Origin of the sequence: Fibrobacter sp. UWT2 (assembly GCF_900142545.1) — a bacterium.
Taxonomy (GTDB): domain Bacteria; phylum Fibrobacterota; class Fibrobacteria; order Fibrobacterales; family Fibrobacteraceae; genus Fibrobacter.
This window is the reverse complement of the sequence record NZ_FRBF01000022.1, coordinates 17,031-43,413: the sequence shown is the minus strand read 5'-3', so window position 1 is coordinate 43,413 and position 26,383 is coordinate 17,031. Positions and strand designations below refer to the sequence as shown.

Annotated in this window: 24 protein-coding genes; 9 read left to right on the top strand and 15 right to left on the bottom strand. The window is 50.0% G+C overall.

The features are described from left to right. Nucleotides 1-240: 240 nt before the first annotated feature. Nucleotides 241-780, bottom strand: coding sequence for a rubrerythrin (rbr, locus tag BUA40_RS12580; protein WP_072801206.1), 540 nt, complete (start codon nucleotides 778-780; stop codon nucleotides 241-243). A 157-nt stretch (nucleotides 781-937) separates the two neighbouring features. On the opposite strand from rbr, the gene BUA40_RS12575 reads away from it, so the two are divergent. After that, nucleotides 938-2,686 (top strand): 1-deoxy-D-xylulose-5-phosphate synthase, encoded by a 1,749-nt coding sequence (locus BUA40_RS12575; protein ID WP_072801205.1) that lies wholly within the window; start codon nucleotides 938-940, stop codon nucleotides 2,684-2,686. On the opposite strand, the gene BUA40_RS12570 is transcribed toward BUA40_RS12575, so the two are convergent. Beyond that, nucleotides 2,687-3,295, bottom strand: coding sequence for a fibrobacter succinogenes major paralogous domain-containing protein (locus BUA40_RS12570; RefSeq protein WP_178299646.1), 609 nt, complete (start codon nucleotides 3,293-3,295; stop codon nucleotides 2,687-2,689). Nucleotides 3,296-3,355: 60 nt separating this feature from the next. Then, nucleotides 3,356-4,501 (bottom strand): SGNH/GDSL hydrolase family protein, encoded by a 1,146-nt coding sequence (locus BUA40_RS12565; protein WP_072801203.1) that lies wholly within the window; start codon nucleotides 4,499-4,501, stop codon nucleotides 3,356-3,358. Between the two features lie 68 nt (nucleotides 4,502-4,569). Between BUA40_RS12565 and BUA40_RS12560 the strand changes: the two genes are divergently transcribed. From BUA40_RS12560 to BUA40_RS12550, 3 genes are read left to right on the top strand one after another with little or no spacing between them, the layout of a single operon-like run. Continuing rightward, a complete protein-coding gene (locus BUA40_RS12560; RefSeq protein WP_072801202.1) occupies nucleotides 4,570-5,196 on the top strand; it encodes a DUF975 family protein in 627 nt (208 codons plus the stop codon). A gap of 24 nt (nucleotides 5,197-5,220) precedes the next feature. Next, the gene (locus BUA40_RS12555) at nucleotides 5,221-6,381 is read left to right on the top strand and encodes a DUF4434 domain-containing protein (RefSeq protein ID WP_083585404.1); all 1,161 of its coding nucleotides are present in this window, start codon (nucleotides 5,221-5,223) and stop codon (nucleotides 6,379-6,381) included. 35 nt (nucleotides 6,382-6,416) lie between these two features. Then, nucleotides 6,417-7,289: a glycoside hydrolase family 11 protein gene (locus BUA40_RS12550; RefSeq protein WP_072801200.1), complete on the top strand. Its 873-nt coding sequence runs from the start codon at nucleotides 6,417-6,419 to the stop codon at nucleotides 7,287-7,289. A 37-nt stretch (nucleotides 7,290-7,326) separates the two neighbouring features. On the opposite strand, the gene BUA40_RS12545 is transcribed toward BUA40_RS12550, so the two are convergent. Genes BUA40_RS12545 through BUA40_RS12535 form a run of 3 tightly spaced genes read right to left on the bottom strand, consistent with a single transcriptional unit; the run spans nucleotide 7,327 to nucleotide 9,793 of the window. After that, the gene (locus BUA40_RS12545; protein WP_072801199.1) at nucleotides 7,327-8,583 is read right to left on the bottom strand and encodes a B12-binding domain-containing radical SAM protein; all 1,257 of its coding nucleotides are present in this window, start codon (nucleotides 8,581-8,583) and stop codon (nucleotides 7,327-7,329) included. Between the two features lie 36 nt (nucleotides 8,584-8,619). Then, nucleotides 8,620-9,519, bottom strand: coding sequence for a hypothetical protein (locus BUA40_RS12540; protein ID WP_072801198.1), 900 nt, complete (start codon nucleotides 9,517-9,519; stop codon nucleotides 8,620-8,622). Nucleotides 9,520-9,550: 31 nt separating this feature from the next. Further along, nucleotides 9,551-9,793 (bottom strand): hypothetical protein, encoded by a 243-nt coding sequence (locus tag BUA40_RS12535; RefSeq protein WP_072801197.1) that lies wholly within the window; start codon nucleotides 9,791-9,793, stop codon nucleotides 9,551-9,553. A 196-nt stretch (nucleotides 9,794-9,989) separates the two neighbouring features. Between BUA40_RS12535 and BUA40_RS12530 the strand changes: the two genes are divergently transcribed. From BUA40_RS12530 to BUA40_RS12520, 3 genes are all read left to right on the top strand, one after another. Then, nucleotides 9,990-10,427: a hypothetical protein gene (locus tag BUA40_RS12530; RefSeq protein ID WP_072801196.1), complete on the top strand. Its 438-nt coding sequence runs from the start codon at nucleotides 9,990-9,992 to the stop codon at nucleotides 10,425-10,427. Further along, nucleotides 10,405-10,872, top strand: coding sequence for a hypothetical protein (locus tag BUA40_RS12525; RefSeq protein ID WP_072801195.1), 468 nt, complete (start codon nucleotides 10,405-10,407; stop codon nucleotides 10,870-10,872). Before BUA40_RS12530 ends, BUA40_RS12525 begins: the two co-directional genes overlap by 23 nt. Before the next feature lie 106 nt (nucleotides 10,873-10,978). Further along, on the top strand, nucleotides 10,979-12,343 hold the full coding sequence (locus BUA40_RS12520) for a hypothetical protein (protein ID WP_072801194.1): 1,365 nt from the start codon (nucleotides 10,979-10,981) through the stop codon (nucleotides 12,341-12,343). Here BUA40_RS12520 and BUA40_RS12515 read toward each other — a convergent pair whose 3' ends face one another. The 4 genes from BUA40_RS12515 to BUA40_RS12500 form a co-directional block, all read right to left on the bottom strand. Next, nucleotides 12,344-12,916, bottom strand: a complete 573-nt coding sequence (locus tag BUA40_RS12515; RefSeq protein WP_072801193.1) for a fibrobacter succinogenes major paralogous domain-containing protein — start codon at nucleotides 12,914-12,916, stop codon at nucleotides 12,344-12,346. It abuts the gene before it with no gap. Between the two features lie 8 nt (nucleotides 12,917-12,924). Beyond that, nucleotides 12,925-13,368, bottom strand: a complete 444-nt coding sequence (locus BUA40_RS12510; RefSeq protein ID WP_072801192.1) for a hypothetical protein — start codon at nucleotides 13,366-13,368, stop codon at nucleotides 12,925-12,927. Between the two features lie 111 nt (nucleotides 13,369-13,479). After that, nucleotides 13,480-14,802, bottom strand: a complete 1,323-nt coding sequence (locus BUA40_RS12505) for an aspartate kinase (RefSeq protein ID WP_072801208.1) — start codon at nucleotides 14,800-14,802, stop codon at nucleotides 13,480-13,482. A gap of 124 nt (nucleotides 14,803-14,926) precedes the next feature. Beyond that, a complete protein-coding gene (locus tag BUA40_RS12500) occupies nucleotides 14,927-16,888 on the bottom strand; it encodes a hypothetical protein (RefSeq protein ID WP_143149801.1) in 1,962 nt (653 codons plus the stop codon). 160 nt (nucleotides 16,889-17,048) lie between these two features. Here BUA40_RS12500 and BUA40_RS12495 point away from each other — a divergent pair, with 160 nt between their 5' ends. Both BUA40_RS12495 and BUA40_RS12490 read left to right on the top strand, forming a co-directional pair. After that, nucleotides 17,049-18,038, top strand: coding sequence for a hypothetical protein (locus BUA40_RS12495; protein ID WP_072801190.1), 990 nt, complete (start codon nucleotides 17,049-17,051; stop codon nucleotides 18,036-18,038). A 96-nt stretch (nucleotides 18,039-18,134) separates the two neighbouring features. Beyond that, nucleotides 18,135-19,037: a sigma 54-interacting transcriptional regulator gene (locus tag BUA40_RS12490; protein ID WP_072801189.1), complete on the top strand. Its 903-nt coding sequence runs from the start codon at nucleotides 18,135-18,137 to the stop codon at nucleotides 19,035-19,037. Here BUA40_RS12490 and BUA40_RS12485 read toward each other — a convergent pair. From BUA40_RS12485 to BUA40_RS12465, 5 genes are all read right to left on the bottom strand, one after another. Continuing rightward, nucleotides 19,034-19,978: a PorV/PorQ family protein gene (locus BUA40_RS12485; RefSeq protein WP_072801188.1), complete on the bottom strand. Its 945-nt coding sequence runs from the start codon at nucleotides 19,976-19,978 to the stop codon at nucleotides 19,034-19,036. The two genes, BUA40_RS12490 and BUA40_RS12485, sit on opposite strands and share 4 nt — an antisense overlap. Before the next feature lie 70 nt (nucleotides 19,979-20,048). Next, complete coding sequence (locus BUA40_RS12480; protein WP_072801187.1) at nucleotides 20,049-21,497, bottom strand: glycosyl hydrolase family 5; 1,449 nt, start codon at nucleotides 21,495-21,497, stop codon at nucleotides 20,049-20,051. A gap of 21 nt (nucleotides 21,498-21,518) precedes the next feature. Further along, a complete protein-coding gene (locus BUA40_RS12475) occupies nucleotides 21,519-23,138 on the bottom strand; it encodes a glycosyl hydrolase family 5 (RefSeq protein WP_255369310.1) in 1,620 nt (539 codons plus the stop codon). A gap of 303 nt (nucleotides 23,139-23,441) precedes the next feature. After that, nucleotides 23,442-24,857, bottom strand: a complete 1,416-nt coding sequence (gene eno / locus BUA40_RS12470) for a phosphopyruvate hydratase (RefSeq protein ID WP_072801186.1) — start codon at nucleotides 24,855-24,857, stop codon at nucleotides 23,442-23,444. Between the two features lie 127 nt (nucleotides 24,858-24,984). Continuing rightward, the gene (locus tag BUA40_RS12465; protein ID WP_072801185.1) at nucleotides 24,985-26,304 is read right to left on the bottom strand and encodes a GntR family transcriptional regulator; all 1,320 of its coding nucleotides are present in this window, start codon (nucleotides 26,302-26,304) and stop codon (nucleotides 24,985-24,987) included. Nucleotides 26,305-26,383 lie beyond the last annotated feature (79 nt).

The following is a 26,383-nucleotide window of genomic DNA, read 5'->3' as shown; positions in this document are numbered from 1 at the left end:
TTTCAATTATAATCAAAGGATTTCTTTTTTTCAGCACCGCCAGAAGGCTTCTTTAGAACCACCAGCCTAGCTGGTGGTTTTCGTTCTTACAAAAACGCCCCGCGATACAATCGCGGGGTTTTTCTTGTTGCTATTAAATGCAGCATTGTTTGTGAGCAACAAACGCCTCGTATTAACGAGGCGTGGTTGCGAGAGCGAGGCGATATCACATTCTTGTTGATGCGATAGAGCCGAGCGGTCTTAATAGTTTTCAGCGGTCACTTCGAAGAAGGACTGCGGGTGGGCGCACACGGGGCATGCGGCCGGAGCCTTGGTGCCAACTACGATGTGACCGCAGTTGCGGCATTCCCACACCTTGACTTCGCTCTTTTCGAACACGGCCGCGGTTTCCACGTTCTTGAGGAGAGCGCGGTAACGTTCTTCGTGGCGCTTTTCGATAGCGGCGACCATGCGGAACTTCTTGGCGAGAGCGGCAAAGCCTTCGGCTTCGGCAGTCTTTGCGAAGTCTTCGTACATGTCGGTCCATTCGTAATTTTCGCCGTCGGCAGCAGCCTTCAGGTTAGCAGCGGTGTCACCGATACCGTCCAATTCCTTGAACCACAGCTTGGCGTGTTCCTTTTCGTTTTCGGCTGTCTTCAGGAAGATTTCTGCGATCTGTTCGAAGCCTTCTTTCTTGGCGCAGCTTGCAAAGTAGGTGTACTTGTTGCGAGCCTGGGATTCGCCTGCGAAGGCGGCCTGGAGGTTCTTTTCGGTCTGGGTTCCGGCGTACTTGTTTGCCATAAATTCCTCTCTTGGTTGAAGTGTCTCGAAAAGAATATACACTTTTTTATAGCCCCTGTTTCCAGAACGAACCAAAAATTTTCTTTTTTGAGGGCGAAAAACACCCCCTTTGTTGTATATTTATCTTGAATCACTTTAAACCCCTAGGCGGTACTTTATGCTGATGGAAAAGATTGCATCCCCTGCAGATGTGAAAAAGATGGACATGGAAAGCCTCAAGGCACTCGCGGCTGAAATCCGCACAGCCCTCATCAACAAGATTTCACACTGCGGCGGACACCTGGGCCCGAACCTCGGATTCGTGGAGCCGACCATCGCACTGCACTATGTATTTGAATCGCCCAAGGACAAGATTGTCTATGACGTTAGCCACCAAAGTTACACACACAAGATTCTCACTGGCCGCGCCGAGGCGTTCCTGAATCCGGAAAAGTACTGGAGCGTTACCGGCTACACCGAACCCTGCGAAAGTGAACACGACCAGTTCATGATTGGCCACACTTCGACTTCCGTGAGCCTTGCACTCGGGCTTGCAACCGCCCGCGATATCAAGGGCGAAAAGGGCAACGTCATCGCCGTCATCGGCGACGGTTCGCTCAGCGGCGGCGAAGCGTTCGAAGGCCTTGATAACGCCGGCGAATACGCTACCAACTTTATCGTAGTCGTGAACGATAACGAGATGTCCATCGCCGAAAACCACGGCGGCCTTTATGGGAGTCTCGCAGAACTCCGCGCCACGCAGGGCAAAAGCGAAAACAACTACTTCAAGAGCCTCGGCTTTGACTACCTGTATGTAGAACAAGGTAACGACATCGAATCGCTTATCGCCGCATTCAAGCAGGTGAAGGATTCCGCGAAGCCCGTGGTCGTTCATATCCACACGCTCAAGGGCAAGGGCTACAGCTTCGCTGAAAATGCGAAGGAAGGTTTCCATTGGGCCGCACCGTTCGACATCCCGACCGGTGTCGTCAACTGGGGCAACGGCGAATCGTACGGCAACATTCTCGGCGAATACCTGATGAAGAAAATCAAGGCCGACCCGAAAGTCGTCGTAATCCATTCCGCAGTACCCGCAGGTATCGGCTTCTTTGCCGAGCAGCGTAAAGCGGCGGGCAAGCAGTTCATTGACGTGGGCATCGCCGAAGAACACGCGGTGGCACTCGCCTCCGGACTCGCGAAGGGCGGCGCAAAGCCCGTGTACAGCACGCACAGCACGTTTATCCAGCGCACCTACGACCAGCTTTCGCAGGACCTGTGCGCGAACAACAACCCGGCCACACTGCTCATTACCATGTCCGGCGCCGACGGCATGAACGACACCACGCACCTCTGCATTTTCGACATCCCGATGATGAGCAATATTCCGAACCTGGTGTACCTCTGCCCCACTTGCGTGGAAGAAGCAATCGCCATGATGGATTTCGCGATCGAACAGACCGCGCACCCGATGGCCATCCGCATCCCGAACGGAGTCGCACACCGCAGCGTAAAATTCGACTCGGATTATTCCAAGCTGAACACATTCAAGGTTGACAAGCGCGGGAGCAAGGTGGCATTAATCGGTCTCGGCAGCTACTATGCCCTCGCCGAAGAAGCCGCGGCAGAACTTGCAAAGCAAGGAATCGACGCGACGATCATCAACCCGCGATTTGCAACGGGTGTGGACCGCGAAGTGTTGGAAGGACTGTGCGCTGACCATCAGGTGGTCGTAACGCTCGAAAACGGCGTTATCGACGGTGGCTTCGGCGAAAAGATTGCACGCTTCTACGGCAACACCGACATGCGCGTACTCGTGAAAGGTCTCAAGAAGGAATTCTACGACAAGGTGCCCTACGGCGAGTTGATGGAAAGGAACCGCCTCACGCCCAAGCAGATTGCAGAAGACGCATTAAAGACGATTTGTTAGCTAATCCTTCTTGATGCAGCGAACGCTAAGCCAAGTCTCCTTGGGAAAGTGAGCGCTTTCAACGATTTCTTTTTCGAAATGCATCACGAAGAGAATGGCCCTTACATCACTGCTCTCGGTAGCGCTCCAGAAGAACGCTCCGTTATCGCTGAAAGATCTGACGCCGTATCCATTCACATGGGAAGCACCTCCAGGTAATGCGGCAAAGCCGTACTGGTCCGTACCAGCAACATCACTTTTATGCTTGTCCCAATCATGCGTCGCCTTGAGCCTCGTGCCCGCAGTAGTTGAATCGCCAATAAACGCAAGCAAGGCATTCCAATCGGATTCTTCAGGCAGACGCCAGCCAGTCGGGCATACGGTCATTGCTTCTTCCCAATGGTAGAGGCGACCATACTTTTCTCGGGAATTTCCGTCGTAGTCAGGATACTGAACGCTGCTTTCCGTCTCGTAATTCAGATTTTCAGCCATCCAAGTTTGTTTACCGATAACAGCCACATTATAAGTCTGGTTGTCTCGCAAATCTCTGAGCGTACCCGATTCCACAGAATATTCACTGCCAACAGCATTCTCATCTACAGAAGAGCCGCCACCGCACGCTGCCAGCATAAAAGAGGCCACAAGTCCGACACAGACGAAAATTTTTCTCGCAAGATTTTTCATAAGCATTTATTTCAGCAGTTCTTCAGGAACACATTCCGCCATTGCTTCGTACGCCTTGGCGCTGGGGTGAAGGTGATCGCCCGAATCAAAGTTGTCGGCAAATCTTTTCGGGTCATCGTGACCACGGACAGCCTTGTCAAAATCCACACAACCATCGAATTCAGGAGCGGTTCTCAGCCATTCGTTAAAAGCCATGCGGATAATGTCGCGATTTTCGTTGTAGGTGCGCCAACCGTATATCGGCAAAAGCGTTCCGCTATAAACTTTGAGGCCGAGCTTTCTCGCATGCGTAATGTAAAGAGAGCGGACTCCGTCAATCAAGTCATTGGCCGTGGGCATATCGCTCCAGGGGCGGAACTTGTTGACTTCGACACCGACCGGGTGAATAATATCGTTAATGCCATGCTGCACAATGACCGAGCGGGCTCCGGCCACATTCATTTCGATGGGGAAACGCGTAGCGCCTTTCAAGCCATAAGCCGCATAAGTAATGCAGCTGTATTCACGCAAGATTCTTGTACCGCTTACAGCGCGGCGAATAATCGCAACGTTGTTGAAACCATCGCGGGCGCAGCGCAGCGTCAGATAATCCGGCCAGTCTTGCGCCGTAATGGAATCCCCAAAGCACACAAGCGCAAAGTTTTTTTCTTCAGTCAGAATGTCGACGGTATTGAGGAAATAAATCCAGTTAGTTTTACGCGTGAGATCGTCCGGAAGAGTAGCGCTCTTCGCAAAATTGCCGTAACTGTACTTGCCGCCCGAAAGCGGGCCCGTTATAGCCGTACCGGCGTTCATCTGCGTAAAATCGCCGAAGTACATGCTCACTTCAAAGGTTTCGCCAGCAATTACATCAAAGGCGATTTCGTCGCTCAAGATTTCTTCACCCGCAGGGATACTCGTCGTGGTGCAGCCACCGAACGTAACGGGAGTCGGCGCGTATTCATGCGCGGCCTTCGCGACATAAGCCTCAGTAATTGTCACCGGTTCCGTGCCGGTGAGGTTTGAAAAGTGGAACCGCAACTTGCTTCCCGAAAAACAGGCGCGAATCGGATAGCGCAGCGTCAAGTCTTTTGCGTAAGTTGCTTCTTTGCGGTCTGTAATAGAGGTAGCGTTGCCCCAGCAAGCCACCCATTTTGAAAACTTTTCTGGCATAACTCAAAAATAGCTAATATCAATTTATTATGTTTTTGCCATAGCAACACTATAAGAAGGGATTATATATGGATAACAAAGAAATCAAAGAATTTGCCTGGAACGCAATGGGCGGCCACTGGCTTTACGGGGCTCTGGTTTTATTACTATTCCTGGCAGTCGTTATGGGGATTTCGGTCCCTCAGCTCTTTATGGAAGAAGGCTCCGCGCTCTACTATGCCTGGGAAATCATCTGCACGCCGTTTACATGGGTTTTGTGGATCGGCCTTATCGCTTGCTATTTGGATATAGCGCTTAAGATCAAACCTTCTTACGCACGACTGTTTTGGGGATACCGCAGCATAGGATACTTCCTGAAAATCATCGCGACAGAAATTCTCCAATACCTCATGCTTCTGCTGTGGTTCCTTCTTTTGATCGTTCCCGGCATCATGAAATCGTATTCCTACACGATGACGGAATTGATCCTCGTCGAACATCCCGAATACACTCCGCTGCAAGCCATTACCGCAAGCAAAGAAATGATGTACGGCCACCGCTGGGAATTTTTCTGTCTGCAGGCCCGTTTCTGGGCTTGGTGGCTGCTGAGCACCTTTACGCTCGGCATAGCGTGCCTATGGCTGTATCCGTACTATTTGACCGCCAAAAGTAAGTTCTATTTGGAATTGAAGGAACACGCAGAAGCTCGCGCCTAGGGGTTCCTTGATTTTTTGGGGAGCATGTTCACCTTGCGATCAATATCTCGCTTAGCATTCTCCGCACTCTTGTGCGGAGCTGTCGGCGCAAACGCCGCTGGAATCGCGGGCGTTTTTGATGCAGGCTGGACAACCGCCTACCAGTCGCAAGATTCCATTACGCACATGCACCAGCGCTTACACGCGCTCGGCATGGACGAAGTCGTTTTGCAATACGCCGCCGTCGAAGCGACACACCTGTATTATCCTTCGGAACTAGAGTTTCTGCAAGATACCCAATACAAAAACAATCAGCTGTTCCCGAAAAGCATCGAGGCCGCCAAAACGGCCGGAACCAAGATTTGGCTCGGGCTCTACTACAATGGCGAAAATTGGTACACCCCGCCAACCGCCGAGCAACTCGATACGCTCGCGTCAAGGAACCTGAAGGTACTCGAAGAAATCCATTCGCTATACGGGAGCGAGAGCGTTGTCGAAGGCGTGTACATTCCGCAAGAAATCGCGCGCTACTACTGGGACAGACTACGCGACGATGCGACGCCGGAAATACTCACGGAACATTTCCTGAAGCCTGTCACCGAAGCCGCACAGGCGAAGGGCTGGAAGGTGATGGCCGCGCCGTTCTACAACCAGAATCTGGAAACGTCGGAAAAGTTGCAATCATTCTTCGAAGAACTCTTTGCCGCCGGATTCAAGCCCGACATTATCGCCGTACAAGATGGCGTGGGCGCAAGTGACGCAGGCAAAGCCCATGCCGAAACTACGACAGTGGGCAACTACGAACGCGCCGTAGCGCAAGCCTGCAAAAAATACGAAATCGAATTTTGGGTCGACATGGAACTGTTCCGCACCGACGACTCGCACGCGCTCGCCGACAGTGCGAGAATCTCCGCACAACTCGACACCGCATACGCCGCAGGCGCCATAAAAGCCATCGCCTACGATCTTGCCGTCCTCGGAAACGCCGGCCTCGACTCCCTTGAAAAGTGGAAACTGAAATCAAGCGTGGAGCCGCCGACCCGCATCTACGAAGCACCCCGCGAAAATCGCCACGCATCCCATGCCCGCGACGAAAAATCGCAAAAACGCGAATTGTTCCTGAACGGGCGTTTACAGAACAGCCGTTCCCTGAACGAGAATTCGCAGTATTTCAAGGCGAACGGCGCGAAGGTTAAGCAGAATTAACGCCCACCGGGCCGCAAAAAGTATATATTAGTAGCATGAAGAATCTAGTGGGTTTAGGAATCGCCCTCACCATGGGCTTGGCTACGACTATCTATGCGGAAAGGTGTCCTAACGCATGGCCCGCGGAGGGCGAAAACTACGCCTCCGGCACGATAGACGGTACAAACTACAGTTACGAAGTCTGGCGCGATGGCTACAATGCTTATTTGGAGTGCTACGATGATGGCGGCTACTTAGTTTACTCCAAGGTCGCGGACGCTATCGTGCGCTTTGGTCCCAAGTTCGACGAGCCAAAGACCTTCGACCAGCATGGCAACTTTGCGGCGGACTACAAGTTTCGCACAAAAGGCGGCGGCTTCGGCACCCCCTATTTTCTGGTTGGCATCCAAGGCAATACCACCGAGCCGAAAACCGAATTCTATATCATAGACTACTGGATAATCAAAGATACAGCCGACACATCCACTTTCGGAACCAGGCTCGGCGAATTCACCGTCGATGGCGACACCTACGACATCTGGCAGAACACCGCCAACAGTCACATGGGCGTCCAGGGCGACTCCTCGTTCAAGCAGTATTTCAGCATCCGACGCACCAAGCGCGATAGCGGGCACGTCGACATTACCGCCCACTTCAAGAAGTGGGAAGAGCACGGCCTGAAGGTGGGCAAGATAACCGATGTCATGGCGCTTGTGGAAGGGTATAAGGGGCAGAGTTCCATCAACTATTTTCAAATTGACTACTTCAACATCACCGAATCGGCAGACAGCACCGGCACCACGGCCATCGCAAAACGCCGTGCCCCCAATGCGCACGCCAGTGACCGCAATCTAGCCCCTCTCAAATACTACAAGCCGGACGGAGCAAGAGCCCAGCCCGGCCAGAGAGTGAGAAAGTTCACGAGATAAAACTCCCCTAGCAAAGCATCGGGGAAAGAACCTTTTTCTAGGCGGTCTCCGCAAGCCTCCGCATCTTCTCGAAATCGTGCGAGGGATTGTCAACCACTTCGGGGATACCGAAGGCATCCTCTTTCAGGGTAAGGCCATATTGCCCGATATCTTCGGCAAGTTTCGTCCCTTCGTAAACCTGCAAGGGGAACGCACCCACCTTCCCGACACCATAGCTCTTGACAATCCCAATATCGCGGGCAAAAGAATCGTAAGACTGCAGCGGGAGCCCATAAATCAAGGTGACCATCGTCGCGATCCCAAGTTCCCTGCAACGATCCAGCTTTTCGCGAAGTTGCGCCTCGGTCTTGTAACCGCCACGCTGAATAGTCTTCAACACAGCCGGATCAAGACTCTGCACGCCTATCTCGAAACTCACATTCGGATTCAGCGAAGCCTCTTCCATGAAGCGTTCCGTCAGCAGTTCCGGGCGAATCTGCAGCGTGACTTTTCCAGCGAAACCGACTTTGCGAATCAACTTTAGGTACTGTTCCCCGTGCCCTTCGTAATCGTTGAAGAGCGGATCCAGAACGTTCAGCTTTTTCACCCCGCGATCCTTGAACAACTTGAGTTCGTCAAGATGTCGCTCGTAATTATCGATGCGGTACACCTTTCCCGAAAGCGTATCACGATGCTTACAGAAGGAACAACGGAAAGAGCAACCGCGGCGAGTTTCAGCCCGCACGGTATCAACACCACCGCCAAGGGAGATGACGCCCGACAGATACGGGGATTCAAGTTCCCCAAACTTGGGCAAATCCATCATACGCGAAACTCCCAGGTTGATATAATGGCGTAAATTCGCGAATATCTTTTCGCCGTAGCTGAGCGTAAACATATCCGCGAACGGAAAACGCCTGCGAAGTTCCTCTTCACTCCCAAAAATGGAGGCTCCCCCCAGCATAATGAAGATGTTCGGAACGCGTCGGCGAAGTTCCGCGCCAGCGAGCGCAACCATCTTCTCACACCAGCCGAAAACGCTGAACGCGACCACATTGTACCCACCGATAAGCGCCCTGGTGACAACCTCGCTAGCCACGAGATTCCAGTCGATATCGAAATCGCTGTTCATCTTCTGAAAGCGATTCAAGTCGCTGGTGAACACGTCAAGCGTATCGCCAGCATTAGCAGGACTATTCCAGAACGCTCCGGCAAGGCAGCTGGCTCCATAAGCCTCGCGAGGCTCGTTCTTGCGGCAGAAATTACTGCTCACAAGCAGCACGCGAAGCGGAGTGTAGATGAAGGAGTTTTTCATGAGAGCCTCCATTATAGGTAGCTACAGAATCAAATCCTACCCATTAAGGATGGAATTAATCCACATTTCATCAGAAGCATCAGCATCCGTGAAGAGGCCAAACATCTTCTTCATCGAGAATACAAGTTGGGTTGTTTCGCAATCTTGTACCTTGTCTTCAGAAGAAAACTCCAACCAACTACACAAATCATCCATCGATACTTCGGTAAGCCCCTTCAAAGGCATACATTCAACATTTTCAGTCTGACAGAGGCTCCCGTTGGAAGACACTACCAAGGCACGCTCTTTCGTAGAGTTCTTGACTTGTACAGAGAGCGTCGTATCCATAACGTTATTACGGAGAAACGAGAAAAACTTGAAGTCAGAGGCTTTTTGCATTCCGGAAGCATCCTGTCGTAAAATTTTCCACTGGCAGTTCTTGAATCTTTGAAGAGAATCCGCCAAGATTTCGGTGTAGTTGTTTTCGCTCACTACCGTCCTGAATTTGACGCTCAACTTCTCGTTAACTTGACGCAGTGATTCAATCTTGCGGTAAAGACCTTCAAACGAAATATTCTGAGCAAAGGCGTCGCGATTTTTTTTTTCGACAAATTCGGGAACAAGGAAATCAACGGGAACCTCCACCTCTGTAATCAGATGCGCCATAGGACGCAGAATGCCGAGTTGCGAATAATCAACCAATACCGAGATGCCAACGCCATTTTCTTTGGCGATTTTCGAGACCCTCAGAATCTCTTCCGGATCGAAAGAGCTCCTTGTAGTGGGAATACGCAAACGAATACCGACATCCTTGTGGCTATCTCGTATTTTCTTGACAGCTTGCACTGCGCAAGCGCCATCACCATAAATTTCTTCTTCGAAATAACAGAGTGAGAACCCCAAAGAATCTTTGGAATTATTTTGTGGAATGATTGTAAGCGGAATAAACTTAGACATGCTAATCTCCTGTTGTTATTTTTGTTGTGATTTAGGCGATGATGACGCCGGTTTGGATGAGGAATGCGCGGATATAGCGATTGTAATCCCTTCGGAAGTTCGCAAAGGCGCGCGGGTCACTTGGCGTGCATGGGACAATGAAGAACTTGGTCGCCCCATCAGCCAGATGCCGTAGAATCGGATGTTTCGAGTGTCGGGTAAGTTCCCATCGACCACTTTTCAGCATCGCGTTGCACATTTCATTGATTTTGGAATCATTTGAGATGTTTGACATAGAGTTGAATCCTTTTTGATTATGGATTGTTAAAAGCGCATCCAGCCCGGATACGCTTTAAATTTAGGTCCCCCCAAAGGGGCAAAACGGGGCACGAATCTTTTTTTAGAAAAGCCATTTTTGCTCATTTTCAAGAAAATGTCACTTTTTCCTCAATTTTTTTCCGAAGAACAATTTTTTATTTATATTGATTACCATGAAAAAACTGTTATTTCCCTTTTCGCTCTCTCTCCTCGCTCTCGTGTGCAGCTGCAACGAGTCCCATGCTAAACAATCCGCTTCTAACGAAGAGTCAAACTGTCCTCAAGTCGAATGCAAATGTGACGGCAATGAAAAAACTCCTGAAATAAAAGAGGAACCCTCCAAATGGAAAAAATTTGCCGGAGAAGCAGCCAAAATAGGCGGCGCGGCACTTGCCGGAGCTGTCGTAGCCAACAAACTTCATTGTGATCGTTTTGACATCGAAGTAGAGTATATCCTCCTAGACGCATGTCTCCATTCATGCAGTGGTGTTGCCGAAAAAAGCAGCCGTCTTTCTAAATGCGCTAAAGCAATTCAGGATATGGAATGCTCACAAAAACTACCCGAAGACAAGATTAAGCATCTCGTAAATGACAGCTGCCCGTTGCAATAAAAGAGATTTAACCTCTGCAGAAAAAGAGCTAGCGGAACAATGGCGTGCCGTTCGCAACGATCTTTCCGAAATGTTCAAGGAAAGACAATTGGATTTTTCAAAAGCGGCGGAACGCTACGAGTTAGCGCAACACGAAGACGATTTAGACTTTGAATTCAGTTACGAGCGGGTAAAAAAATTTTGGAAAAAGCCTCCCAAGGCAAACGCATCTCAAAAGACTTTAGAAGATGATCACCCAGAAGCAGCCAGACTAGCGAAAGCGCTAGCATACTTGAACGCCTTACGGAATTATCTTTTTGAGAACGAAGGCCTTGTCGTAGGCAAACAAAATTCCGATGCCAAAAGGGCCGTCATAAGAAAATTCGGAATAGACTTCTGGAATGATTTCCACAAAAAAGTCATAAAGCGTGTAGAAAACGAAGAATCGCAGGAAAACTGGAAATAAGTTCAGGTTCTCCTCAAAAAATACATTCGTACCCCGCTTTTTTAGAGAATAGCTCCTAAATTATATAATTCCGAAGTAAACGTTCTCTTTAAAAACGAAAATCAATATGAGCAAACCAGCAGGCACAAAATACACGCTTTTCCCTAATTTTTGGGAATTTTTGAATTTAATCGCTTCCGTTCTTGGGCTCGGAACAAAGGCTACCGTATGGGGAAACAACAAAACCTTCTATGAAATCGGTTATTTGCCTGTTGCCAATGAAAATGGCGGAGTCAATGCCGTTGACATACTCAAACAGATTGTTGAAGAAGCCCAAAAGAAACAGAAGTTAGGCAAATTTCCTAAAAGCCCATGGAAAAGCACCCTTACGCTTGAGCCGTTAAGTCATGATAAAACCTACATAGAGTTAGCTCCTCTATGTATAAAAGACTATTTTCTCCAAATCCGCAATTATATCCCTCAAAATGAATCTCAGATAAGAGAATTCGGTCGATCTTTAGCTCAATTATTCCCTGATCAATCTAAGTACAATCAAGAATGGGATAAATATATTCATGATTGTATATCATATCAAGAAGAACAACGCGTCAAGAACATATGCGTTGCAATTGTATGCAATTATCTTGGAAGAGAATATCAAGATGAGTGCAAGAAAAAATACGACGAACTATTTCACCAAACATTATTTAATTCCAATAACTATCAAGAACTTCTCACAAAGAATTTGGAAAACTGGACGCAGCAAGATAAAGCGTTAGCATTTTCTATTCCGTTCGGGCGCTTTGCTTATGATGAAAAATATCACTTCTTCAGTAAAGTTCTTGAACGTATTCTTAACAATCCTAATCTGTTAGCGCATAATGGTGCTAAACATCCCAATAAGTGGATAGACCAATACACCCAATTAGGAAATTCATTCGAATGGATGCCTGAAGAAAAACTTGACGACCTTTCAAAATTGATTCTAAGAAAAGAAGAATATAAAAAAGGCTTTGATTTAGGGAAATTTAAGAATCTGATTCCCATACTAGAGAATCCAGAAATTAAAGAGCCCATAGAACAAATTTTCGCACGCAAACTAGATCCGTACAAAGATTCTCTGAGAAAGGAATTTAATGTAAAAGGAATAGACACTCAATTAAAGCACACTTTGAATGTGATTAGCAATCACATTCCAGAAAATGCAAAAAAACAACTAGAAGATCCCGATTTCTCATCCAATCTCACACACGTGTTAGATAAAATTGAATCGGACTCTCCTACAAATAAAACCGATTGGATGTTGCTATCTAAACTATTTCCATTTCTTGGTATTACAGGAGATTTGTGCAAAGAAAAACTGCAACCATATGTCCCTCTACTAAGAAAATTAATTCAAGATCATACTGAAGCAGTAAAAAAACTCGCATCCGATGCAGTTACTGCTTTAAAGGAAAATAAAATCCCTTTGAAAAGCAAGCAGAAGAAATAACTACTTCACGCACCTAACGGATCTTGCTTCATCCTTGCCGAAGGCGCTGAGCTTGGCGGCCTTGATGCTGAAATCTAGGAGCATGTAGTAAGCGAGGCCGTCAGGTGTTTCAACGGCGCTCCAGATGTGCGCATAGCCGCCGATGCCGTCAAACTTGCCGTTGCCCTGCCTGTAACCAGCGGGCAGTGCATTAAAGCCATGATCATCTGAGCCGTTCCCTTTCTTGAACCAGCCGCTTGTCGACTTGAGCGCATAGCCTGCCACATCGGCGCCACCGACGCTTGCCATCAGTTTTTCGAAGTCTGCGCTGTCGGGCAAGTGCCAGCCTTCGGGGCATACGGTGCGGGCCATATCCCAAGTGTAGAGCCGCCCGTACTTGGAGCAATTGCGATTCTCACCTTCGGGGCACGCGCTCCCCTCGACTTCGTAATTCAAATTCTCAGTCATCCAGGTCTGCGAACCGATTTGTACGATGTCGTAACTTTGCCCGTCACGCGGATCGGTGAATGACTCGGAACAGGCTGTAATCAAGGCCACCAAGGAAATCAAAGGCAACAAAACAATAGAACGCATTATTTCACCTACCAATATTCGTCAATCGCTTTTTCAAGGTAATTCGATGAGATTCCTGCACCGACAACACCTATAGTAAAAGAAGCGGCAGAACCAATCAACATGTAGTTGCGATAAGGAGGATCCTGGATAAGCCCATATCCAAGCAAAAAACCTGCCACCCCTCCAAATACATATGCAACTCCCATAAGCACATTCGAAACCTTGGCAGAATGCCTGGAATTTTCGTTCGCAAGCAAAATTTCCCTTATCTCAGACAAGTCGTCTACGGGTTTCCCGTCTAGATAATACTGGTCACCAAAAAATAATTCATAATCATAATAAATCAAATGATGTTCTTTTGCAGTTTCTTCCTCGTCATCTTCCTGCGACAAAGAATCAACGGGCGCAGGCACTACCTGCGCAAACAAAACGCAAGAAAACAGAAGAACCACTTTAAACAAATTACTCATATGAATACATCAATTTTAGAAAAATAGCCCCCGGCCGTTAAGGTCGGGGGCGGTAAAGGCAGATCCTTCGATTCAGCGCTTCGCGCCTCACTCAGGATGACACCGAAGGTGTCACTTCACGAAGGCGCCGTAGATGGCCTTGATGGCCTTCTCGGTGTCGGCTTCGTCAACACCAGTGATGATGTTGATCTGCGAAGAACCCTGGTCGATAATGCGGACGTTCACCTTGTTCTCGGCGAGAGCGGTGAAGAGCTTTGCAGCCACACCGATCTTGTTCGTCATGCCATGACCCACGGTTGCAATCAGCGAGATACCCGGGAACACCTTGATACGGTCGGGGCGCATCTGCTGCGTGATGTCTTCGAGGACCACGTCCTGCACGGCGTCGAGGGCCTTGCTATCCACTACGATGCTCATGGAGTCGATGGCGCTCGGGCACAGTTCGTAGGAGAGGCCTTCGCTTTCGAGCACGGCGAGCACGCGGCGGCCGAAACCGACTTCCTTGTTCATCATGGACTTTTCGATGTAAATCATCGAGAAGCCCTTACGGCCGGCAACACCCGTAATCGGGAGCTTTGCTTCTTCCGGAGTGGGGCCGATGATGGTACCCGGATCCTGCGGGCGGTTCGTGTTGCGGATGTTGATAGGAATCTTCTTCGCGCGGCACGGGGCGATGGATTCGTCGTGGAGCACGCTTGCGCCGGAGTAGGCAAGTTCGCGGATTTCGCGGTAGCTCACGTATTCGATGGGCAGCGGATTTTCGACGATGCGCGGGTCAGCCATGAGCATGCCCGAAACGTCGGTCCAGTTTTCGTACTTGGCGGCATCGATGCCGTTGGCAAGGATTGCGCCCGTGATGTCGGAACCGCCACGGCTGAAGGTCTTGACTTCGCCACGGAGGTTGCTACCATAGAAGCCCGGCAGCACGTAAAGCTGGTTTTCGTCAGACAAGGTCTTCGCGATATCTTCGTAGGTCTTCGGCGTAATGCGGTACTTGTCGTCGAAGGTAATCAGCGGGAAGGTGTCGACGAAGTTTGCGCCCAGGTACTTGGCCATGAGGCGTGCGCACAGGAATTCGCCACGGCTCACGAGGAAGTCCGTGCTCACGGATTCGGGGTGGTTCTTGAGCTTGTCCTCGAGACTGTCCAGGTCTTCGGTCAGCTTGTCTTCGAGACCGAGGTCCTTGCAGATTTCGTCATAGCGCTGACGGATCAGGTTCCACGGGGTCGAGAAGTCGAGGCCCTTGGAGGCGAGGTCGTAGGTGCTGTAGAGGAGGTCGGTAAGCTTGGTTTCCTTAGGATTGCGCTTGCCGGGGGCGGAAACGACGATGACCTTGCGGTTCTTGTCGGATTCAACGATGGCCTTGATCTTCTTGAACTGGCCGGCATCGGCGACAGAGCTGCCGCCGAACTTGCATACGATTCTTTGACTCATTTTTTCCTTTCGGGCCACCAAACCTCTCGGCTTCGAGCGCAACCACTTTCCTCGCGGTTGTCGTGCCCAAGCCTACCCATCTGGCCAGCCACTTGGTTTATTTGTCTATGTCTGCGACGGTGTTTTACCGTTGCGGGGGCAATAATAGAAATTTCTGGAAGCGATGTCTAGGGTTCATATTCGGGATGAAACGGCCCTTAACGTCATAAATGCCGAATTTCGCCTTTTTAGCGGGACCCTTCATGGCCCTTATAGCAGTTTTGCCCGGATTATACCCTTCAACGCCAGCACCGTTCAAGACCGGATACGGATCCGTGCCGACCTTCTGGCCCCATACCTGGCCATTCACGCCATCACCACGGAAACTGTTCAACAAGTACGCAATTGTCCCATTGGTAAAATCCTCCGGAGCATGCGCAACAACAGAATCGTCAGCCGTCAGCGTTTCGTAAAAGACATTTTCGAACATGTCAGGAAACTCGCAATTTTGGCAAGTCAGCAGCGCATCGTAAGCCAAGGCGCTGCCTACAGTATAAGAATTTTTGAAAGAAGCCCCCACATTCTGGGTTTTTATCAATCCTGCACCTTTAAGCGTACGCTCACCATATTCTTCTTGTACTGAACCTTGATTGTACGAATTGGCGACCTTCACTTTACTTTCGCTCAGGATTCCAATAAGACCGCTTGCGTCTGGACTCACGTAACCACCCCTGTCAAAAGCAACCACATTGCCGGTATTATACGAGGTAGAAATATTCAGGTCGGAGTCCTCTATACGAGCAATTAACCCGGCAACTTTTTTACCACCCCGAAGCGCACCGCTATTATAGGAATTAGACATTACCATCGTCCCGCTCATATACTCAACAAGCCCGCCAACAGACGTCAGGCCGTTCAATTCACCCGTATTGTACGAATTTTTGATAACGCTATATTTGCTAAAGATCCTGCCGACAAGGCCGCCAACCTCGCCACTGCTTTCAAGCGGAGCCTTGTTGCAACTATTTTCGATAATCAACGTATCAATATATTTTTCATTAGGGGTAAATATACCGCTCAGCTCCCCTACACTTCCAATAAGGCCTCCCACGATAACAGAATCGCTTAAAGATTCGTGATAAGACGTATAGACATATCCTTCGTTGTAGGAATCTTTTATCTGTATCACAGACTTTGGCCCGACACATTCAATTAAACCGCCCAGTTCATAAACTTTATTATAATGGGTCAACAAGCCTGAATAATGAGATCGACTTACGGAAACAGAAGACGAATCCCGCACCATGCCTACAAGGCCGCCAGCCATATTTCCTTTAATTGTCATGTGGACATAGGAATTGTTGATAGCGACTTTCGTATGCGTGCTTGTGCCGCCAACAAATCCGGCAATCGAATTCTCACCAACAAAATAAGAATCAACTATACCCAAACTATCAATGATAACACTGTCCTTAGCGTACCCCACAAGCGCTATAACACCTTGCTGAGAATTGTCAAAATACAAACCACTAATAGTATGGCCCTTTCCGTTGATTCGCCCTGAAAAATGATGGTAAGAATTACCTATGGGGAGCCATTGCAACAGTCGTTTCGCATCCGCAGCCAGTGAATCCTTGGAATCCAAGACATTCTTGTTCACCACAATATCCGCAATCAATTCAGCGCATATATTGCTTTCTTCTTCAAAACTGTCTTGCCCGTTTACGGTGTATGCCAATCCGTAAAGTTCGTTGGCATTAGCAATCTGGTAGCACCCATTCACCTTCTTCGGTTTTTTGACTTCAAACCATTTCGCATAAAAAGTTATGGTGTCGCCGTCTGCAACAGACGGCAGTTCTATTCTGGACCCTGCAACATAAAAAGTGTCAAGGGCATCTTTTTGCAACGTCCATCCTTGGAAAATATAGCCTTCGCGCTTTATGGAATCCTGCCAAAAAAGAATGCACTTTGTAGCAGTACAATTTTTGTACTCATACTTCAATCCTGTTCCGCCATTCTGGTCGGCATGTATTACGAATGACAAGCTGTCGGCTGCATTTACCATAGCAACCAAAGCGAACAGCAGAATCCAAACTTTGTTCATCATATTCTCCTTTTATATAAAAAATATTCAAATCCAAGTGCATTGTCAAAAAAATGTCACGAATCCAAGCAAAAATTGGACAATCCTTTTACTTTTTTCCCAAAAGTGATTTAGTAATTTAGCGGTACAGACAAACTAAACACCCCTTAAAGGAGAACATATCATGAAAAAAAAGCTGATTGCCGCTGCGGCATCGGTATTCTTTATTGTTGCCTGCGGTGACGACAACTCTTCAAGCGCCAACAACGACGAAACCGTCTACTCCGTTTCCACCTCGGGTACCTATACCGTAGACAAGGCGAAACAGCTGTTAATCATCACGCCCGATGATGCCGTAGACGCATGCGTCCAGGACGGCAACGATTTTTCCTGGGAAAGTCTCTCGCCTACCGACAATGTCGACAGCATTGAATTCGAGCTAACCGGAGATACGCTGGTATTGTACCCCAACCACACCGTCCACGGGGACATCTATGTAGGAGACAATAACGGAGACATCGAAGGCTCATGGACCAATACCGGCTGCTACCACGATAAGGACAATCCGCAAGCCACATGCGACGACGCCTTCAAGGCAATCTCGTTGTCCTTCTCCAAGGGGATAATCAAAAAGGAGATTGAATACTTCTTCGACAAGTACCTCGAAGACATCGAAAAAGCCGTCTACACGAATTCTCTGTTCATGCCCACATTGTACGGTATCCTGGCAGGCCAAATAGACTATATCTTTCCCAGCTTCCCTAGCCTCCTGCAGATCAATAAAGAAACAACCAAGAATAACGAAGCGGCCATCAAGGACAACAACATCAAAATCATCGAGACATCGAAAACAAGCCAGACATTTTCGATAGGCGAAAAGACATACACATTCAAGGTCAACAAGGTCGAACTGAATTATGAAAAAAACGGCCTGCTTTCCGCTGACCTGAGCCTGGAAGTATCGAGCGGTTCTACCACATGTACCGGCAGCTACACGCAAAAAGTAGTGAACAAGGACTTGTGCAAAGCTAAGCCCGAAACAGATCTAGAAAAGATCCGTAATGGGTTCTTACCGGATTCCAAAAGGGGTTCACAATCTAGAGTAGTGGACTTCTACACTGTTTCAAATGTCCCCGAATTCAACAATTGCCTTAAAAGCATAGCCGTAGACTAATCGACTAATTTTGTAAAAAAAACAGGCGCGAATGTAAATTATTCGCGCTTTTGGTATTCAGAGCCTCAAAAAAAGCGTGTATAGTATAGAGGCTTTATGAACAGACACGAATCCATGTTACGCATTGCGGCAAGCTCCGACATCTCGGTGCTACTGCTTGGGGAATCGGGCAGCGGCAAAGAAGTTGCCGCCCGCTTTATCCACGCCCACAGCAAGCGTTCGGAAGGCCCCTTTATAGCCCTCAATTGCGGGGCCGTGGCCAAGGGGCTTTCCGAAAGCATCCTGGAAGGTCACCACAAGGGCGCCTTTACCGGCGCCTCCGAAGAGCGCCTGGGAATCGTGCGGGCGGCGGCTCATGGCACGCTCTTTCTCGACGAAATCGGAGAGATGCCGCTCGAAATACAATGCAAGCTGCTGCGCATTCTGCAGGAACGTTCCGTCATGCCGCTCGGCAGCTCCACCGCCCTCCCCGTAGACTTCCGGCTAGTCTGCGCCACCAACCGCGACTTACGTTCCGAAGTCCGGGCCGGGCGATTCCGCGAAGACCTTTACTTTCGACTAAACGTATTCCCCATCAAGATTCCGCCCCTGCGGGATCGCGAGGACTTCGCCCTTATCGCACAGGAAATCTGGAAAGAAGTCGGCGACAGTACCGCCCTCTCTGCAAGAGAAATGCCGCTACTCGCAAACAAGGAATGGCCCGGCAACGTGCGTCAACTCAAGAATGTCCTGCAGCGCTATTCTCTGCTCAAACCCTACGGAATTACTTTATCTAAAATACTGGAAGAAGAATTCCTCGAGCAAATCGAAGTCCGCTCCGTCACCGAGCCCGCCTCCCTTTACGACACAAGCCCCATTCGACGCAATTCTAGTTCGCCCGAATGGAACCTGATCTACTCGGAACTAGAAAAAAACAAGGGCAACCGGAAGGCCACCGCAAAAAAATTAGGCATCAGCCGAGGATGCCTATATTATCAAATCAGAAAGCACGGAAGCTAGAATCTCATGCCAAGGGTCAGATAGTGGTAGCCACCATCAAAGGCCTTCTTGGGACTGTAGGCATAATCGAAGGAGATCATCCCGAAATTGAGTCCGATACCCGCACTCACGCCATCTTCGGTATCGGGGCGGGCCGCATAACCTACACGCAGCAAAAGCGTCTGCATGTAATCGAGTTCGCCGCCAAAACGCCATTCAGGATCCTGCATATCGGCACGGCGGTAAGCGTCGGCAGATACATGAAGGTTCCATTCGCTTTCCAGGCTAAAGAGTTTCGCTATGGGCAGAATACCCGTTACGCCAGCCTGCAAGGCCATGGGAGCAGTCTCTTTTTCGCCATCGTAATCACCCATGTAACCGAAGTTCGTGAGTGTTGCGCCAAAGGCAAAATACTCGTTCACATGATAGGCGCCACCGACATCACCCAAAAAGGCGATTGCCGATTCGTCGTCGATCGTCTGCTGGCTAAAGCGAGCAGAAAGCGCCCAGTTAAAAGCCTTGTCGCGGTTACCGAGACCCGCCTGAAGCGCCCAGGCATAAGCACCATAGTCAGAAGTCTTGAAGCCTTCTTCGTCGCGGCCCTCGATTCCGTCGTAGCCTAAAAATTCAGCACCCGCCGAAAAAGCCAGCGGATAGTTGAACGCCGCAAAAGGAAGCACCACATAAGCCGTCGTATAATCGTCGGCAGTATACTCGGGGAAAATAATGTGGTTGATTCCCGCTTCAGCTTCGGCCACGTCGGTCATCGCCAGCGGATTCCTCGAAACGTCAGAAGCGCGAGTCGCATCGGCGACGCCCGCCCCCGAAAGGGCCGCCGTCCTAGCCGACACCTGCATACTCAGGTACTTCATCGATACCGCACCCGCATCAACATTCCAATGCTCCCCGGCAAACACAAGGGAACAAGCAACGAGACTTAAGGCAAGGATCTTCTTATTCATGCCCTACAAGATACAAAAAAATAGTCCCGCGAAAATATCGCAGGACTATTCAAATCATATTGATTCTAGCTTATTGCACGTCGCAACCGGCGCTCGGATTCTGCCAGCCGTTTTCCGGAGGAGCTTCGCCCGCCTTCCAGCAGTGGAGCGTATCGAGCACGTCGCCTTCCTTGAACGTGGACCAGTCCGTCACCTTCTTGAAGTTGTTTTCTAGAGAGGTGTTGTATCGGCTCATGTAATGGTCAATCAAGTACTGCGGACATTCCACTTCTTCGATGTAGTAGGTCGGATTGTCTGCGGCCATGTACCAGTCGGCAAACCAGTGGCAACCGCGCAACAGGTTCGGGAGGCCGGCGTCGCCGAAGGCCGCGTCGCACATATCCTTGATGCAGGTCTGGTATGCAACGAGAGTAGCATCGTAGCCGAGCTGGTTCTGGCATTCAGTCAGGAACCCGCCAAAGCCTGCACCCCAGTTAAAGTCGCTGCCTTTTTTCACCTGGGTAGTAAGAGCGTCAAAAGCGCCCACGCCACCACCCGGCACCATCAAGTCGAACTGACCTGCCGGAAGATTAGGATTGCCGCCAGCCACATCCATACCGATATTAGAGGCCATCACGATCATGTGCTTGCCCTTGAGAGCCTTGTGGGTTTCCCTGGGCGGGTTGTTTTCCATCTCGTTCGCGAAATGACCGTCGTACTGCAAGTGATAGCACTTGCCACACTTGCTGTCGGCAGTGCCTGCAACGTATGCATAGGAAAGAGTGTCGTTCACGGCAATCGGCGCCATGTCCGTGCAGGTGAACACGCCCTTTTCCTTTTCGTCGCCGCAAGCGCTTCTGGTCCCGTTGTAACCGAACCAAGCCTTACTGACGTCACCCAAGGTAAAGGTGGGGACTTCGACATCGTGGATGTTGCAGTTACGTGCAGTGCCATAGTCGGCAAGGAACGCCTCGTTAGAAGAAGTATCTGCACGAGTTTTATCGTTAGAACTTTCCTTAAGCCAGGAGCAATGCGGCTTGCAAGCATCCCAGTAGCGGGTATTCCAGCCGCGTTTTGCCGTAGCGCTAATGTCCTTGGTGTATTCAGGCGAAGGTGCACCGTAAGATTCAAGAGTCGGGAATCCGTCGGGGCCGAGTTCCGGCTCCGTATTCACAGAATTACTGCTTGTTATAGGCGTCGTAATCGGATCGTCCGGATTCTGCGGATTCACTCCCGAGCTCGACGCCGGATTCTGCGGGTCACCAGGGTTTGTCGTGTTTCCCGGATTCGTCGGATTGGTAACACTCGTGTCGCTCACATTCGATGTCGGGTCCGTGACAGTTCCCGGATTCTGCGTGTTGCCCGGATTGCTCGGGTCAGTCACCACAGGAGTAGAACCGGGATTATCTACCAGGCCCGTACCCGGATCAACAACCGAATTCGGATTTGTAGCATTATTAGAAGCAGCTTCGTCACCGCAAGCGCAAATCATGGCGACTGCACTTGCAGCAATCAGACTCTTGAATAACTTACGATTCATAAAACCTCTCGGGAGCCAAGACTAGTAGGTCTTGGCCTTGTCAGCAGCCAACTGTTCCGGGTCGCAGTATTCGCCCTGTGCATTGGGAGTACTGTTGCAAGCGTCCGTCGTGATAAAGTCACCGCCCTTATAGGCAGACCAATCGGACTGGAACAGAATCTTGGTTTCAATGGAAGTGCTGATGGTCGTAGAATACTTGTCAAGCAAGTACTGCGGGCAATCCACTTCTTCCCACTGGTAGGTCGGATTGTCGGCAGCCATGTACCAATCGGCAAACCAGTGGCAACCGCGGAGCAAGTTCGGATACTTGGAGTCGGCGAATGCAGCGTCGCACATATCCTTGATGCAGCTCTGGTAGCAATCCAGCGATCCATCATAACCGCACTTGTCGTTGCTCTGGCAGTATGTCAAGAAGCCACCGTACTGGGCGCCCCATACGATATCGCTACGATCAACCATCAGGTTGAGCGCATTGAAGATACCCGGACCACCGCCCGGTACCATCAGGTCGAACTGGCCGGCCTTCACATCGTGACCGATGTTGGAAGCCATGACAATGATATGCTTACCCTTAAGGGCCTTGTGCGTTGCCTTGGCGGCATTGCCACCGTCGGCATCCTTGAACGAACCGTCATACTGCAAGTGGAAGCACTTGCCGCAAGAAGTTGTCGAGGCGCTACCGGCAACGAAAGCGTATGCCAACGTATCGTTCACAGCCACAGGAGCCATGTCGGTGCAGGTAAAGCCGCCGCCCGTTGCAGGCTGGGCTTCATCGCATGCATTAGGAGTATTCTGGATACCGATCCAGTAACGTTCCAGACCCTTGCTGTAGGTGAATGTCGGAATTTCAATATCGTGGATATTGCAAACGCGGGCCGTGTAATGGCTGGCCTCGTATTCTTCCTGAGTATTAATTTTCGGCTTGCCTTCTGCGCCATCAGTACTCGTCTGGGAGCAGTGGGGCTTACAGGCATCCCAGTAGCGGGTGTTCCAGCCGCTGGTACCGTTGCCCAAAATGTTCTTGAGCGTAGGCACAGGATACTTCTTGATGTCTTCTTCGGGGTTGCCAGTCGTCTTGACAGGTTCGGCGCTGCTAGAGCTGGCTTCTACAGGTTCAGTACCTTCCACACTGGAAGTCGGGTCGGTCGGTTCCGTGCCACCCACAGAAGACGAGCTCACAACCGTCACTTCACCCGTATGGGGATCCACCGTCGCATTCGGTTGGCAAATGGGAAGCACCGTCAGGTCAACACCCTGCATCACTGGTTCGCCTGCAAAATTGTGGATTACGCCATCTGCATAAGAGCCGACATTGTTACCCGTGAAATCCGTCACGCGGCCATCGGGATAAATGAGCCATTCCGTATCCACATTAAGCAGCCATGCCGCAGAAGTCAGCACCAGCTTGTCGCAAGGATTGGCTGCAACGGGTTCCGAAGCAGAAGACGTCGGGTTTTGGGGATCGGTAATCGCCGAAGACAGTCCCGGATTCTGCTGATTCTGCGGATTGGATGTCTCCGAAGAAAGACCCGATAACGGCTGCTGGTCAGAAGCTCCGCTCGAATTGGCGTCATCGCCGCAAGCGCAGATCATGGCGACCGCACCGGCCGTAAGCATAGACTTGAACAATTTACGTTTCATAAAACCTCTTTTTATGCGCCAACCCCAATATTGGCAATTTACTTTCTAAAAATAAATTTTGTACCCCGAATTTCAAAGCAAAAAGAGCTTATTAAAAGAATAAATGTTCACGAAACGTGCACAAAACCCCGGAATATGAGAACGGCGTCACGATTTTTTACCATAAAAAAGAATGTAATGCGGGCGTTAGTTTGTACAAAAACAGATCAACGGTTTATTTTCGTGGACACCTTACGGTGCACAAAAAAAGAAGCATCCCTTGATAGGGACGCCTCTTTCAGTAAGTTCTATTGGTTTAGAAAATTACTTGGCCTTCTTGCAAGCCTTCTTGCAACCGCAAGCCTTCTTAGCAGGGGCCTTGCAAGCCTTGCGCGGGTCACCGGCGTACACGGCAGCCTTGCCGAGTTCTTCTTCGATGCGGAGCAAGCGGTTGTACTTGCAAACGCGGTCCGTACGGGAGAGAGAACCGGTCTTGATCTGGCCAGCGGCGGTACCGACGGCGAGGTCAGCAATGAAGGTGTCTTCGGTTTCGCCAGAGCGGTGAGAAACGATCGGAGCATAGCCTTCGTTCTGAGCGCGCTTGATAGCAGCGAGAGTTTCGGACACAGAACCCACCTGGTTCACCTTGATGAGGATAGCGTTGGCGATGCCAGCCTTGATGCCTTCGTCGAAGATGGTCGGGTTGGTAACGAACAGGTCGTCACCCACGAGGTTGATCTTGCCACCGAGCTTGTCGGTCATGACCTTCCAGCCAGCCCAGTCAGCTTCGTCGAGACCGTCTTCAATGGAGAAGATGGAGTACTTGTCGATGAGCTTTTCGTAGAGCTTCACCATATCGGCAGACTTGACAGTCTTCTTGGTGCTCTTCTTGAAGGTGTAGGTTTCCGGCTTGCCAGCCTTGGTGTTCTTGTCGCAGAATTCAGAAGAAGCAACGTCAAGAGCGATCTTGATGTCAGTGCCGAACTTGTAACCGGCATTGGTGGTTGCAGCCTTGAGGGCGTCGAGAGCCTTTTCGAGGGTCATCACGCCAGTGATTTCGTAACCGAACTTGTTCTTAGCCGGCTTGATAGAAACGCCAGGAGCGAAGCCACCTTCGTCACCAACGGTGGTGTCGAAGCCGGCCTTCTTCAGCACAGCCTTGAGGGCGTGGAAGATTTCGGTGACCATCTGGAGGCCCTTGGAGAAAGTCTTGGCGCCAACCGGAGCGATCATGAATTCCTGGAAGTCGATAGGAGCGGAGGAGTGAGCACCGCCGTTGATCACGTTGCACATCGGGCACGGGAGCGTGAGCTTCTTGGTGCCATGGAGCTTGGCGATGTACTGGTAAAGCGGAAGGCCAGCGTCCTTAGCGGCAGCAACGCAAACAGCCATGGAAACGCCGAGGATGGCGTTTGCACCGAGCTTGTTCTTGAGCATGCGGTTGCCGTCGAGAGCGATCATGGCGTCGTCAACTTCAGTCTGCTTGGACGGATCCATGCCGATGATCTTCTTAGCAATCTTGGTGTTCACATTCTTCACAGCAGTGAGAGTGCCCTTACCGCAGTAAGTCTTCTTGTCACCGTCGCGGAGTTCGCAAGCTTCGCGTTCGCCGGTGGAAGCACCACTCGGAACAGCAGCGTGACCAACGATACCGTTGTCAAGAGTAACATCGACTTCGAGAGACGGATTGCCACGGGAATCCAGGATCTGACGAGCCCAAACTTTAGCGATTTTAGCCATTTTATTAACCTTCTGTTAAAGTGAAAAAAATTTTGTGCCTTAAATATAAAAAAGTAGGAAGTAGGAAGTAGACAGTCGGAAGAAAAAATGTGAAGATTTAGTGATTAATGGTTGGCAGAAAAAACCGTCATTTTTCCACGACATGCCCCGAAAGTTCACGAAAATCGTCTTTTTTGTACAAAGTAACGCCAGGGGAAATCAGATGAAACACAGACTGTTCCGCAAGGGCATCGAGGCTGAACTCAAAGGAATCCAGGCGGTTGCGGTAACTGTCGTTAGAATTATCAAACGATACCATGTAAGGCGGGCGTTTGAGCTTACCCTGCTCCACAAGCGACAAAAGTTCCACCCCTACCCTGTCGTTAGACACGACCCACGCATCTACAGGCGGGATCTCTTTCACCAGCTTAAGCAAAATACGGCTGAAAAGTTCGTACGCCCCCTTCTCCTGCATAAAATCAAAATGGCTCGCATGGCTCGCATCGGTTGCCTCGATTACATCGAGCCCCACCTTCTTGAGTCCTTTCAGGCGGTCCCTCGACCACATACTCATGTGGTAAGGCGAAATAAAGGCGACACGCTCCATTCCCTTTTCTTTCAGGAACCGCCCCACCGCGCGCCCCGGAAAATCACCAAAGGCCAAGTTGAAAAACGCATAGCGCTTTTCTTTTTTTAACGCGCGGGGAATGTCGTATAGCGGGTGCTCCCACCACACCGAAATCGGGAACCGCGTGCAGGCAAGCAAGGCAAAGAGTTTGCTTATATTGAACACCAGCATGGTCGAAACGACGGCACCGAAGTATTCGCCGCAGTCCTCCAGCCTGACCCGGTTTCCGGCGGCATCTAGAAAAAGGCCCTCTTTTTCATAATACCCGAGCGCCTTGACTTTAAGTTTGTTGCGACGCGCCTCGGCATACACCTTCTGCATGAACGTCAGTTCACGTTCGCCAAGCCCGTTAAAATCCCCGTTCGGATTGCAACGCATAATCAAGAGGATTTCCTTCAAGTTGGACGCAGACGACCTTGTATTCTTGAAGTAGTAACGCCCGCGGCCCTTGCGGTCGAGCACTCCCCTTTCACGCAGCATTTCAAGGGTACGGCTCATGGAGCCCGACGTGGTCCTGTAAACTAAGCACAAGTCCTTAATCGACGGCAGCGTACTGTCTACCGAAATCTTGCCGGATTTCCAGTCTTCTAAAAGCAGGCGCTCCAAGCGTTCAGTTTCGTGTTCGCTCGCGTCTACCACGATTTCGGGCTTTTGGCCCCAAAAGTAACCATTACCGTGCTCTCCGTAGATTTTCCCTTGTTCTACCAAGCGCTTGTACGCCTGGAAGATCGTAAAGGTCGAGGCATGCAATGACGCAGCCACCTTGCGCACAGATGGAAGCCTTGCGCCGTCCTTGAATCCGGACGATTCTATCCACTTGCAAAATTCATCGACAGTCATGGAGCCTCCGCTATAACACTAGATACACTTTAATATAAATATAAACAATTAAATCATATTTCACAAAATCCCGAACATA

Excerpts from the sequence above, each read along its gene's own strand:
- BUA40_RS12550 (WP_072801200.1), top strand. The coding sequence starts at position 6,417 with ATGAAGAATCTAGTGGGTTTAGGAATCGCCCTCACCATGGGCTTGGCT.
- BUA40_RS12575 (WP_072801205.1), top strand. The coding sequence starts at position 938 with ATGCTGATGGAAAAGATTGCATCCCCTGCAGATGTGAAAAAGATGGAC.
- BUA40_RS12500 (WP_143149801.1), bottom strand. The coding sequence starts at position 16,888 with ATGATGAACAAAGTTTGGATTCTGCTGTTCGCTTTGGTTGCTATGGTA.
- BUA40_RS12520 (WP_072801194.1), top strand. The coding sequence starts at position 10,979 with ATGAGCAAACCAGCAGGCACAAAATACACGCTTTTCCCTAATTTTTGG.
- BUA40_RS12515 (WP_072801193.1), bottom strand. The coding sequence starts at position 12,916 with ATGCGTTCTATTGTTTTGTTGCCTTTGATTTCCTTGGTGGCCTTGATT.
- BUA40_RS12535 (WP_072801197.1), bottom strand. The coding sequence starts at position 9,793 with ATGTCAAACATCTCAAATGATTCCAAAATCAATGAAATGTGCAACGCG.
- BUA40_RS12480 (WP_072801187.1), bottom strand. The coding sequence starts at position 21,497 with ATGAATCGTAAGTTATTCAAGAGTCTGATTGCTGCAAGTGCAGTCGCC.
- BUA40_RS12570 (WP_178299646.1), bottom strand. The coding sequence starts at position 3,295 with ATGCTGGCAGCGTGCGGTGGCGGCTCTTCTGTAGATGAGAATGCTGTT.
- BUA40_RS12495 (WP_072801190.1), top strand. The coding sequence starts at position 17,049 with ATGAAAAAAAAGCTGATTGCCGCTGCGGCATCGGTATTCTTTATTGTT.
- BUA40_RS12490 (WP_072801189.1), top strand. The coding sequence starts at position 18,135 with ATGAACAGACACGAATCCATGTTACGCATTGCGGCAAGCTCCGACATC.
- BUA40_RS12510 (WP_072801192.1), bottom strand. The coding sequence starts at position 13,368 with ATGAGTAATTTGTTTAAAGTGGTTCTTCTGTTTTCTTGCGTTTTGTTT.
- BUA40_RS12555 (WP_083585404.1), top strand. The coding sequence starts at position 5,221 with ATGTTCACCTTGCGATCAATATCTCGCTTAGCATTCTCCGCACTCTTG.
- BUA40_RS12485 (WP_072801188.1), bottom strand. The coding sequence starts at position 19,978 with ATGAATAAGAAGATCCTTGCCTTAAGTCTCGTTGCTTGTTCCCTTGTG.
- BUA40_RS12475 (WP_255369310.1), bottom strand. The coding sequence starts at position 23,138 with ATGAAACGTAAATTGTTCAAGTCTATGCTTACGGCCGGTGCGGTCGCC.
- BUA40_RS12560 (WP_072801202.1), top strand. The coding sequence starts at position 4,570 with ATGGATAACAAAGAAATCAAAGAATTTGCCTGGAACGCAATGGGCGGC.
- BUA40_RS12525 (WP_072801195.1), top strand. The coding sequence starts at position 10,405 with ATGACAGCTGCCCGTTGCAATAAAAGAGATTTAACCTCTGCAGAAAAA.
- BUA40_RS12545 (WP_072801199.1), bottom strand. The coding sequence starts at position 8,583 with ATGAAAAACTCCTTCATCTACACTCCGCTTCGCGTGCTGCTTGTGAGC.
- eno (WP_072801186.1), bottom strand. The coding sequence starts at position 24,857 with ATGGCTAAAATCGCTAAAGTTTGGGCTCGTCAGATCCTGGATTCCCGT.
- BUA40_RS12465 (WP_072801185.1), bottom strand. The coding sequence starts at position 26,304 with ATGACTGTCGATGAATTTTGCAAGTGGATAGAATCGTCCGGATTCAAG.
- BUA40_RS12565 (WP_072801203.1), bottom strand. The coding sequence starts at position 4,501 with ATGCCAGAAAAGTTTTCAAAATGGGTGGCTTGCTGGGGCAACGCTACC.
- BUA40_RS12530 (WP_072801196.1), top strand. The coding sequence starts at position 9,990 with ATGAAAAAACTGTTATTTCCCTTTTCGCTCTCTCTCCTCGCTCTCGTG.
- BUA40_RS12505 (WP_072801208.1), bottom strand. The coding sequence starts at position 14,802 with ATGAGTCAAAGAATCGTATGCAAGTTCGGCGGCAGCTCTGTCGCCGAT.
- rbr (WP_072801206.1), bottom strand. The coding sequence starts at position 780 with ATGGCAAACAAGTACGCCGGAACCCAGACCGAAAAGAACCTCCAGGCC.
- BUA40_RS12540 (WP_072801198.1), bottom strand. The coding sequence starts at position 9,519 with ATGTCTAAGTTTATTCCGCTTACAATCATTCCACAAAATAATTCCAAA.